The organism is Gemmatimonadota bacterium, from assembly GCA_026705765.1.
Lineage (GTDB): Bacteria > Latescibacterota > UBA2968 > UBA2968 > UBA2968 > VXRD01.
Window position 1 is genome coordinate 1 of sequence record JAPPAB010000122.1, and the last position, 9,228, is coordinate 9,228.

Genomic DNA, 9,228 nt, shown 5'->3' on the forward strand with positions numbered 1-9,228 from the left:
CAGACTCATATAAATTGTTGCCCCATGCACCCCATCTGCATCAGTGGAATTGGAACTTTCTCTTAAGTTAAAAATCTAAAGTACGCCTGCATACAGCACAGTTCATTAAACGGGAAACGCATGAACCTCGTCCAGATCAGATTTGGGAACACGCTAAGCGGTCAAATTTATCAGGCGCGCCAGGCGCAGCGCGAATTTCAAAAAAGACTATCTGCCCAGCCCTGCGATGTTCAGATAGAGACACGCACAAAAAAACCCGATGCGGACTTGAAGTTGCCCTATTGGCCGAACATGATGCGTGCGAGCCTGTTGAATCTCATAATCTTCATCGCCGTTTTTGGACTCTATCCCGAATACCATCCCACCGTACACCTGACGAAATCCGTCATCAAGGTTCAAACAGTAAATATTCCCGAAACCAGTCAACAAAAGCGCCCGCCACCGCCACCGCGCCCTCAAGTGCCCCTGGCAGTTGAAGGTGAAGAGGTCCCCGAGGATGTGACAATTGAATCAACCGAACTGGACCTCGACAAAATATTTATCCCCAATTTAGCGAGCACAGCGGGTACAGACTTAGACGAACCGCTCGACTATATGGAGATCGACTACAAACCACATCCAAGCCGAATCGTCACGCCTGAATATCCCGCCGAAGCCAGAAAAAAACGCATCGAAGGCAAAGTCACCGTCAAAGTACTGGTTGATAAGGTAGGCAATGTAGAAGATGTCCAGTTTATTCACGGCCCAGAAATGTTCAGGAAAGCGGCATTGGCCGCAGCGTGGCAATTTCGATTTCGCCCCGGAAAACACCAGGGAGAACGCCGCAAAGTCTGGATGATCATGCCCATAGAATTTTCGTTGGATTAGCCCCTCTCCTTCCTCTCTTAGACCCACAGCTCTTCAGAGTACGGTCCTCGTTGAAGCCCACCGTACGCTCAGGCATCAAACCACCCCTAAGGAGAAAAAATGTCCGATTGGAAAACCCGTCCGTGGGACGGCAGCCCTGTTCCCTATCCCGATCCCGCCATTGAAATTCTGGACGCACGCTTTGAAAAATACGCCATCGGCAACGCCGCGGTCGAACGTCTCTGTACTGGCTTGCGCTGGGGCGAAGGCCCGGTGTGGTTTGGAGACGCGCGTTGTGTGCTCTTCAGCGACATACCCAATAATCGCATCATGCGCTGGGACGAAAGTGATGGCAACCTCAGCGTCTATCGCCAACCTTCCAATTATTGCAATGGACACACCCGCGACCGAACAGGTCGTCTGATTACCTGTGAACACGGCACGCGGCGCGTCACCCGCACCGAATACGACGGAACCATCACCGTGCTCATCGACAGCTTTGAGGGCAAACCTCTCAACGCCCCTAATGACGTCACCGCGCATTCCGATGGCAGTATATGGTTCACCGATCCAGGATACGGCATCATGCTCGACTACGAAGGTCACATTGCCGACTATGAACTGCCCATCAGCGTCTATCGCCTCGATCCCACCACGGGAAATGCCACAGTCGTTGCCGATGATTTTGTGCGCCCCAATGGACTGTGTTTTTCACCCGACGAAAAAATTCTCTATATTACCGATACCGGCTCCTCTCATGGACTGGGAGGACCTGCGCATATTCGCGCTTTTGATGTCGAAAATGGCCGCCTCAAAAACAGTCGCATCTTCGCCGACATGGCGCCCGGATTCGCCGATGGCATTCGCTGCGATATTGACGGCAACCTGTGGAGCAGTTCGGGCTGGGGCAATCCCGAAGATAACGGCGTCAAAATTTTCGCGCCCAATGGCGACCTCATTGGAAAAATTCACTTGCCCGAAGTGTGTTCCAACCTCTGTTTTGGCGGACAAAAGAAAAACCGCCTCTTCATGACAGGCGGCATGTGTTTGTACTCAGTGTACCTCGAAGCAAAAGGCGCGCAAAGGCCGTAATATCGAGCAAAATAAAAAGGAGATTTGATGTCGCAAAAAACAAAAATCTGGCCTCTGAGTGTTTTGCTCGTCTTGCTAATTTTATTTTTTAATATCTGGATGTGGGATAACGACACTCTAATTCTGGGATTGCCGATCAATTTGCTTTATCACATCGGCCTGTGCGTCCTGACCACGCTTTGTATGCTATTAATAGTGTGCTTGGCGTGGCCTCATCATTTAGATGCGGAGGATCGGGAATGATTATTGCGGTTGTCGCAATTTATCTGGGGCTGGTTATCGTGGTCGGCACCCTGGGGCATCGGCTGTTTCGCAATACCGCGGAAGATTACTTTGTCGCAAGCCGAACCATTGGTCCTGTAGTCCTGCTGATGACACTGCTGGGCACCAATCTAACGGCATTTACAATGCTCGGGGCATCTGGGGAAGCCTATCGCCTGGGGATTATTGTTTTCGGCCTTATGGGCGCGAGTTCCTCCATTCTGATTCCATTTCTCTTTTATTATCTCGGCACAAAAAGCTGGTGGTTGGGCAAACGGTTTTCTTATGTCACCCAAATCCAAATGATCCGGGACCGCTATACATCCCCAGCACTGGGAACGCTCTTATTTGTCGTCGTGGTGTTGTTGATGCTCCCCTACATCCTGATAGGGGTCAAAGGCGGGGGCGATGCACTCGCGGCAATCACGCGCGGTGAGTGGCCGAGTTGGGCAGGTAGCTTGCTCGTATGTGGGGTGACATTTCTGTACGTAACCTATGGCGGGATGCGAAGTACAGCCTGGGCAAATACCTTTCAAACAACGGTATTTATCCTCGTGGGCATCATCGCCTATCTCGTCATAATGGACCACTACGGCGGGATCGGTAAAGCTATGACAACGCTGCGCGAGACGCACCCCGAATTTGTGATTTTTGGCAGCGGCTCTTATACCGTATTCAAAATACTCTCCTATCTCATGCTACCCATCAGTGTTGCGGCATTTCCCCATATTTACGGCCATTGGCTCTCCGCGCGAACCGCGCGGTCATTTCAAACGCCCATAGTGTTCTACCCCCTGTGTATCGCCGCCGTGTGGGTACCCAGCGTCACCCTGGGAATGGTCGGTCGCATTGATTTTACGGCACCGCTGAACGGTCCCATTCTGATTGAATTAATTCTGGCACATACGGGCGGTGTGTTGGCAGGATGCCTGGCGGCAGGTGTTTTTGCGGCAATTATGTCTTCGCTCGACTCCCAAACCCTTGCCCTGGGCGCAATGTTTACCGAAGATATTGTGCGATTTTACGGTTTTGACGATCAATTGTCAGAAAAACAGCAGGTCTTGTTCGGGCGTCTATTCGTCGCTGCATTCCTCGTATTGGCCTTTGTCGCGTCGCTATTTACAACGCGGTCAATTTTTGAACTCGGTGCCTGGTCACTCACGGGTTTTGCGGGACTGGTACCCGTATTCGTCGGCGCACTGTACTGGAAGCGCAGCACAAAGCAGGGCGCAACTGCAGCAATCTTGAGTGTAATTGGTCTATGGCTATTTTTTTATGCAGATTCCCTGAATGTAGAAGGCGCGTACAGCATTGGCGGAACCGGCTTAATCCCCGCCGGTATTATTGTTCCTGTTTCCGCACTCATCCTCATCCTCGTATCTTTCGCCACCACACCACCTCGCGATGCAGATCGATTTTTTTGAAAAGGGAAAAATATGTCAAACTGGAAAATTAACCTCAAAGATGTACCCGTAGAACATCAGGTATGGCAATGGCAAAATGGCAACTATGAACGCTATCGCCAGCACATATCAGTCGCACTGGGCAACACAGAAGACACCCCCCATCCGTTTGATGTCGAATTGACCCGCGTACCGCCGGGAGCGCGGCCCTGCCCTGTTCACGCACACAGTCATTGGTGGGAGTTTTTTATTATAGTATCGGGAAAGGGAATCGTGCAACGCGATGGCGAAACATTTGAAGCCATTGCAGGTGATTGCATAATGCAGCCTGTGGGCACGCGCCATCGCATTCGAAATGGGAGTGAGAGCGAGGACCTCGTCTATTACGTCATCGCCAATGAACACGCAGAAAATACTGGCGAAAGATTAGAGGTATAGATGAAAGTGAGAGAGCGTCTCATACAAAGGCACAAAGTTTATTGGTTTTTCAAATGGGGCTTATGTATAATAGTGCCAATTGCAACCAAATTTCCTCTTGACAAATCAAAGCAGGGGTTTGCTTGGAGCTTATATTCCAAAGTGCCGAAATCTATATAAACAATTGGAATATATATACTTGTAGATTCCGTGATAGCGGCGGGTTGGCGGAAACGGTGGCACAGAATTTGCTATGCAAGCCCCCTCTGTGATAGTACCTCTTGAATCCCCTGCCATGCTGCGTGATGGACCCTGAGCTTGTAGAGCAAGTATTTCATAGGCCCATCACTTTTAATCTTGTTGCATTCTTCACACAGCAGTTGCAGGTTATTGACAGTGTTAGGTCCGCCTTTTGACTTTGGGTGTATATGATCCCACTGTAGGTCGCCCATGGGCAGGCGCTTGCCCAGGCCCTGCGTGTGAAAGTCGCATGGCGCGGCACAGCGTCCGCCCTGCAAACGATAAAAATAGAGCTTGAGGTAAAACTGATTGCGTGTCATATCTACTTCTCCTGTGAGATGGTGGATTTGGATATGTGCGCGATCTCGACGGTTCCTTCAAACAGGGTTGCTCCATTATCTGATACAGTTTCACGTATGCGATCAATAAATACCATTATTTTATTTCCAATCTATATCAGGAAAACATCTTCTAACCTGTTTGTGTCCTACCCAGCGATTTAATATGCGATAAGATTTGGCCTCATAGTGTATGCGTCCAACAACAATTGCTGGATGGATACGCAACTCGTTGGCCAGCCTTTGAACAGATTCTGCAGTAGGTTGATAAGAGGCCGTACTGTGTATCCAAACATCCTTGGGAATTAATGCTTCTTGTGCGAACTCATCAGCCTCTTTTTCTCGAGCATCTTCCTGAGATCTAAAATCCTGATCATCGTAGAAAGCGTTATCTTTATCGTTCAGATGGTATGCGATATGTGCTAATTCGTGCATCAGACAAAACCAAAAATTATCAATCCTATCATATCGAATACTCAAACCAATGATAGGATTTTTTTGTTCCACACGAATGGCCGCACCATCAAGATAGGTTTTGGGTAAATGCGGCTCAATAATCAGAGAAATTCCATATTTGTGCAAAAATTCTTGTGCGAGAACGGGGCCTTGTTCAAACCAGCTTAACTGGGCAACTTCACGCATGAATTTCAAAGTTATTGTTCCTGGTACATAATGACTATCAGAGGGAGAGGCTAAAGCTTTTTTTATGACTTGTGTAACCCAGGCCCACAATGCGTATCTATTGATTGATCGGGCAGTCCGAAAATTTTGCGTCTTTCGAAAAGCGAAATCGAATATCTCCTTTTCAATATCAATATCCAAAAAATCGCGAATAGCTTTTTCTACATCTGCTTTCGCAGCATCCTGAGTGATCCAATTGCGTTTTACCATTTCACGGATGGGAAAGCGATGCCATTCTATATCCATTTCTTCAAGATATGAAGGATCTCCCTCTTGAAGTAACACCTCTGCAGGGATGCCCAACCCCGTATGAAGCGCGCGAATCATAGATAGGGTAAGTGGTCGTTTTCGCGCTAAAACTTCTGAAACCTTACTTCGACTGCCCAGATAAGGTATCATATCTTTCTGTCTCAAACTCTGCTGCTCCATTCGAAAACGAATAGCTTCAATTGGATCAGGCAATTCTTTTTTGTACAGTTTGGATTCATAGTCTTGAACCAAGAGGATCAAAAGTTCCAACTTCTCCGCTTCGGGAGTGCCCTCATCTGGATCAAGATCGATCAACTCTTCAATCGCAATGAGGGCGTTTTCATAGTCGGATTTAGATTTAATAATTTTGACAATCATAGTGTTTTTTTTGGTATGTTTTATGTAATTGGAGATAAATTTCACAAATTTTTGTAAATTAGATATTTATAGATTTTAAGAAACCAGTTTTTGAAAATGTATCGGCCTATTGATTGTCTTACTTTAACTTCCATTTGGAATACTCTGCATGAGTTCCGGCTTTTTGTACTGAAATAATTTTACGTTTATAACCTATTTTGGCTAACACTCTATATTTGTTTCCCTTTAAGTTAAAAACCACTTGATTATCAGATAAAATGCTTGCACTTGGATACCGCGATTTTATGTCTTGTGGAGAATCCCATTTTGCTATTTCAACTTCACTGAGCCAGGCATCAACTTGTGTCCTTACATCTGCATGCCGGTTTTTCAAATCCTGGAGGGTCAACAATCCGATGACTTGCATGTTTTCTCCCCTTTCTGAAGAGATATCTAATGTATGGCATGGTGACCCCCTTTTTTTATCCTCTTTTTGATACAAAAAATTCCCGAATTATGAACATAAAACAATTTCCCTTTTTGGGAATATATACAATTTGCACATTGAAAACAAGTTTTTTTTAAAGAACTGAATTACTCAACAAATGGCCCCTCCTCTTCCAGCCGTTTGTGAACGCGCTCAAAGTCGGGAGACTCGCCTCTGACGAGGCGTTCGCAATGGATACCGCGCAACGCGCCTTCTTCAAAACCAGTAAGATTTATAACATTGGGTTCCCCGCGGGTATAATACTTGCGTCCATAAGGCAGGTGGAGCACACCAATGACATCGAGTTTGGGAATATGTTCGCGTTGGGCGGCCTGCTTGAGTTTTTCCTCATCGACCTCAACACCGAGTCCCGCACCCTCGGGCACGCGGCAAAAGCCTTCGGTCGGCAGCAGTTGCGACGTGGTAATATCGTCTTCATATTGATCGTCCAGCGTGATAATATGCGCTGTTGCCGTAGGCAAGACCGCCGCCTGATGCAACGTAAAAGCCTTCATCAGGGTATTGCCCGATTGCTGGAGGAGCGTCTGGATATTGGCCTGACCGTAAGCAAATCCCTTTCGCATAGTATCGCCAATGCGACCGCCAATCATATAAATATCGGCAGTGCCGTGTAAAACCTCCTGCATGCCGCCGAGTTGAGGATTGTGCATAATAAGCGGTAGTTGCGTTTTTTGTCTCAATGTGCGCCAGCCATCAATATCGGTCCATGGCAGCGGGTCTTCAATAAAACCGACCACCGGATAATTGCGTTCGAGTTCGGCTACAATGGGAAGCACAACACCCATCGTGCGGTTGTGGTTGAAATCCCAGTGGAGCTTAAAGCCCTCTGGTGCGACCTCGGCAGCGGCGCGCGTTTGTTCAATAACATCATAACGTGCGTCGGAATGCATTTTAAAAATGCGATACCCCTGATCGACAGCGCGCTGGATTTCTCCTGCAAACACTTCAGGTGAACAGGGCCGTGTCCACGCCGCCGCAGGCACCGCATCTCTCACCTTTTGCCCCAGGAGCTTATAGGCAGGCACTTCGAGGTACTTGCCCATGACATCGTAGAGCGCCATGCCAAGAGCCATATTGAAATTATTGTGCAAAAAATCAAAGGGATTGCGCCCAATTAACGGCTCGATTTCCTCAGAAGCAATCGCAGAGCGGTCTTCGTAATCGCCATAGCCAATCAGCCCGTTATCCGTATGGATTTTGACCACCACATGCTGATCGATATCGTACATGCGCGTGCGCCCGTGGTGGTTGTCGTAGCGTTTTGCCAAAGGCATCGCAATGGGAATAACTTCAATATCGGTGATTTTCATCTTAGCCTCCTATATGTGGGAATTGATAGTACATAATGAATGCAAGAAAATTAACTGTCAAGTAACTTCATCCCGCCCTGTCTTGATCGCTTGAATCTCTTTGGGGGATGATGTATGTTAGAGAGGTAAGGGACAAAGGACTGGGTGGACGAACGACTAACCACTAACCACTGGAGCAAACAATGCACCTGATTGCCAGGACAGGAGACGAGTTTCGCCAGTTCTGGAATGGCGAACGAAATTTTCTTATCCATTCTGCGTTGTTCAAATTTGAAATGCCACTCATCTCCGCCGAAGAAATTATAGATATTTTGCGGCGCAATTCCGAGGCGCGCATTCAATTTTTAGATGACAGCTTGAGCGATGCAGAGCAAAATAATCTGGTCGAAAAGTTTAAGGCTGCACCCATAGAAAAAGCCGTCGAAATGCCGATTAGTCTGGCGCATTTTCATCTGCAAAATTTTTATGGCGCAGGACAATTTCTCGAACACTTTCAAGAATGTGTGATGATTCCCTGGCGCACATTCCTCTCTCAACTCGGATTTACGTGGCAAAGATGTTATCCCATTATATTTATCTCTGGAAAAGGGTGCAGTTCGACCTATCACGCAGATTCTTCGCATGTACTCGCGTGGCAAGTTTATGGGGAAAAACACTTTCACGGGTTTTTGGAACCGGAAAAACGCGAACCTGTTCAGAAACTCGTGGAAAGTCGAACGGGTGTTACGCGCATTGACATCCCCCAAATAGATCCGGTAGATATTTTGACCTATGACATGCAACCCGGGGATTTGCTGTGGAACCAGTTATTAACGCCCCACTGGGTTGATGCGGGCGAAGATGAAGTCGCCATGAGCTTTAATATTTCTCATGGTGGAGTCGCCTATCGCGGTGAATTTTGTCCAAACGAACAGGTATTGCGCCAATACTGGGAAAAAAATCCCAAAAGCGCGTGGCTGGTCGATGTGAGGTATTGAGCGCGATTTCTTTTGTGATTTTTATGGCTATTTCAACTGGATAACCCATGCGCGTTTTTGCCATTTCTGATTTGCACATCGATTACAAGGAAAACCATCGGTGGGTGCAGCGGCTTTCCAATTGCGATTTTACCGATGATGTGGTGATTGTGGCCGGAGATGTAACTGACCGCGCCGACCCGATGCGCGATACCCTGTGCGGACTGAAGCAAAAATTTGCACGCGTTTTTTTTGTACCGGGCAATCACGATTTGTGGGTGAGGCCCAATGAGCGATGTGACTCGTTGGAGAAATTCCACGCGCTTATGGCTTTGTGCAACGTGTTGGACATAGAAACCTCGTGGGCGCAATTGCCGGGTGTACAAATTGTACCGCTTTTGTCGTGGTATGAAAAACCCGAAGAAAGTACCGACAGTTTGTACGTGCCCCAGGAAGGAGAAGACGCAGCCTTGCACATGTGGGCGGACAACCGTCTGATTCGCTGGACCGAAGGTGAGCGACCCATTGCACGCTATATGCTCGCCCAAAATACCGCGCCTGTTCAGGGCG

General features: G+C 47.8%; 11 protein-coding genes. 7 read left to right on the plus strand and 4 right to left on the minus strand.

Features of this window, described 5'->3' with window-relative positions; translation table 11 throughout:
• Window positions 1-120: 120 nt before the first annotated feature.
• From OXH16_16485 to OXH16_16505, 5 genes are all read left to right on the plus strand, one after another.
• Entirely contained in the window at window positions 121-867 is a 747-nt protein-coding gene (locus OXH16_16485) for a TonB family protein (protein MCY3682996.1), read from the plus strand.
• A 99-nt stretch (window positions 868-966) separates the two neighbouring features.
• Window positions 967-1,938 carry an SMP-30/gluconolactonase/LRE family protein gene (locus OXH16_16490; GenBank protein MCY3682997.1) on the plus strand — a complete coding sequence of 324 codons (972 nt, stop codon included), beginning with the start codon at window positions 967-969 and terminating at the stop codon, window positions 1,936-1,938.
• Window positions 1,939-1,965: 27 nt separating this feature from the next.
• The gene (locus OXH16_16495) at window positions 1,966-2,181 is read left to right on the plus strand and encodes a DUF3311 domain-containing protein (protein ID MCY3682998.1); all 216 of its coding nucleotides are present in this window, start codon (window positions 1,966-1,968) and stop codon (window positions 2,179-2,181) included.
• Window positions 2,178-3,623: a sodium:solute symporter family protein gene (locus OXH16_16500; protein MCY3682999.1), complete on the plus strand. Its 1,446-nt coding sequence runs from the start codon at window positions 2,178-2,180 to the stop codon at window positions 3,621-3,623. Before OXH16_16495 ends, OXH16_16500 begins: the two co-directional genes overlap by 4 nt.
• 12 nt (window positions 3,624-3,635) lie before the next feature.
• Window positions 3,636-4,040 carry a cupin domain-containing protein gene (locus OXH16_16505; GenBank protein MCY3683000.1) on the plus strand — a complete coding sequence of 135 codons (405 nt, stop codon included), beginning with the start codon at window positions 3,636-3,638 and terminating at the stop codon, window positions 4,038-4,040.
• 230 nt (window positions 4,041-4,270) lie between these two features.
• On the opposite strand, the gene OXH16_16510 is transcribed toward OXH16_16505, so the two are convergent.
• From OXH16_16510 to OXH16_16525, 4 genes are all read right to left on the minus strand, one after another.
• Complete coding sequence (locus OXH16_16510; protein MCY3683001.1) at window positions 4,271-4,579, minus strand: HNH endonuclease; 309 nt, start codon at window positions 4,577-4,579, stop codon at window positions 4,271-4,273.
• 120 nt (window positions 4,580-4,699) lie between these two features.
• Window positions 4,700-5,905 carry an ImmA/IrrE family metallo-endopeptidase gene (locus OXH16_16515; GenBank protein ID MCY3683002.1) on the minus strand — a complete coding sequence of 402 codons (1,206 nt, stop codon included), beginning with the start codon at window positions 5,903-5,905 and terminating at the stop codon, window positions 4,700-4,702.
• A 118-nt stretch (window positions 5,906-6,023) separates the two neighbouring features.
• On the minus strand, window positions 6,024-6,311 hold the full coding sequence (locus OXH16_16520; protein MCY3683003.1) for a type II toxin-antitoxin system HigB family toxin: 288 nt from the start codon (window positions 6,309-6,311) through the stop codon (window positions 6,024-6,026).
• Between the two features lie 167 nt (window positions 6,312-6,478).
• The gene (locus OXH16_16525) at window positions 6,479-7,702 is read right to left on the minus strand and encodes a hypothetical protein (GenBank protein ID MCY3683004.1); all 1,224 of its coding nucleotides are present in this window, start codon (window positions 7,700-7,702) and stop codon (window positions 6,479-6,481) included.
• A 182-nt stretch (window positions 7,703-7,884) separates the two neighbouring features.
• Here OXH16_16525 and OXH16_16530 point away from each other — a divergent pair, with 182 nt between their 5' ends.
• Both OXH16_16530 and OXH16_16535 read left to right on the plus strand, forming a co-directional pair.
• The gene (locus OXH16_16530; GenBank protein MCY3683005.1) at window positions 7,885-8,679 is read left to right on the plus strand and encodes a hypothetical protein; all 795 of its coding nucleotides are present in this window, start codon (window positions 7,885-7,887) and stop codon (window positions 8,677-8,679) included.
• A gap of 47 nt (window positions 8,680-8,726) precedes the next feature.
• A partial coding sequence (locus tag OXH16_16535; GenBank protein ID MCY3683006.1) for a metallophosphoesterase occupies window positions 8,727-9,228 on the plus strand: 502 nt, incomplete at its 3' end.

Bases quoted from the DNA above. Each gene is read 5' to 3' on its own strand.
- OXH16_16485 (MCY3682996.1), top strand. From the start codon at position 121: ATGAACCTCGTCCAGATCAGATTTGGGAACACGCTAAGCGGTCAAATT.
- OXH16_16490 (MCY3682997.1), top strand. From the start codon at position 967: ATGTCCGATTGGAAAACCCGTCCGTGGGACGGCAGCCCTGTTCCCTAT.
- OXH16_16495 (MCY3682998.1), top strand. From the start codon at position 1,966: ATGTCGCAAAAAACAAAAATCTGGCCTCTGAGTGTTTTGCTCGTCTTG.
- OXH16_16500 (MCY3682999.1), top strand. From the start codon at position 2,178: ATGATTATTGCGGTTGTCGCAATTTATCTGGGGCTGGTTATCGTGGTC.
- OXH16_16505 (MCY3683000.1), top strand. From the start codon at position 3,636: ATGTCAAACTGGAAAATTAACCTCAAAGATGTACCCGTAGAACATCAG.
- OXH16_16510 (MCY3683001.1), bottom strand. From the start codon at position 4,579: ATGACACGCAATCAGTTTTACCTCAAGCTCTATTTTTATCGTTTGCAG.
- OXH16_16515 (MCY3683002.1), bottom strand. From the start codon at position 5,905: ATGATTGTCAAAATTATTAAATCTAAATCCGACTATGAAAACGCCCTC.
- OXH16_16520 (MCY3683003.1), bottom strand. From the start codon at position 6,311: ATGCAAGTCATCGGATTGTTGACCCTCCAGGATTTGAAAAACCGGCAT.
- OXH16_16525 (MCY3683004.1), bottom strand. From the start codon at position 7,702: ATGAAAATCACCGATATTGAAGTTATTCCCATTGCGATGCCTTTGGCA.
- OXH16_16530 (MCY3683005.1), top strand. From the start codon at position 7,885: ATGCACCTGATTGCCAGGACAGGAGACGAGTTTCGCCAGTTCTGGAAT.